Consider the following 511-nt stretch of genomic DNA (forward strand, 5'->3'; position numbering starts at 1 on the left):
TCACGCTTTTTGTCCTTGTTCTTGGTGGAGCTGGGCGCTGCAATCAAGGTGGCGTCCACGGCTGTGCCTGCTTTGAGCAGCAGGCCCTGTGCTGCCAGCAGTTCATTGACTGTGGCCAGAATCTGGTCGGCCAGTTTGTGCCTTTCCAATCGGTGGCGAAAGCGCAGGATGGTGCTCTCGTCAGGCATTCGGCCATGGGCATCGAGCTGGGCAAATTCGCGGTAGATCGGGGTGTCAAAGAAAGCTTCCTCCATGCCCAGATCCGACAAGCTAAACCACTGCTGCATGCAGTGGATGCGCAGCATGGTCTGCAGTGCAAAGGGTGGGCGGCCGTTCTTGCCTTCGGGGTAATACGGGGCAATGAGCTCGACCAGTGCTGCCCAGGGAACCACCAATTCCATCTCATCGAGCAATTGCTGCTTGCGGGTTTTTTTGGTGCTCAGGTTCAGATCAAGGCTGCTTTGCTTCATGCGGTGAGACGATGCCACGGCCTGCTGACACCTACCAAACA

The 511-nt window shown here is 56.9% G+C and carries 1 protein-coding gene; it reads right to left on the reverse strand.

Annotation, left to right across the window (positions count from 1 at the left end; translation table 11 throughout):
• The coding region (locus tag ABD767_RS17250; RefSeq protein ID WP_344870016.1) for an IS5 family transposase at positions 1-470 on the reverse strand (470 nt) is incomplete at its 3' end.
• Positions 471-511: the final 41 nt, after the last annotated feature.

This window comes from Comamonas faecalis (assembly GCF_039538025.1).
GTDB classification, from domain to species: Bacteria; Pseudomonadota; Gammaproteobacteria; order Burkholderiales; family Burkholderiaceae_C; genus Comamonas_C; species Comamonas_C faecalis.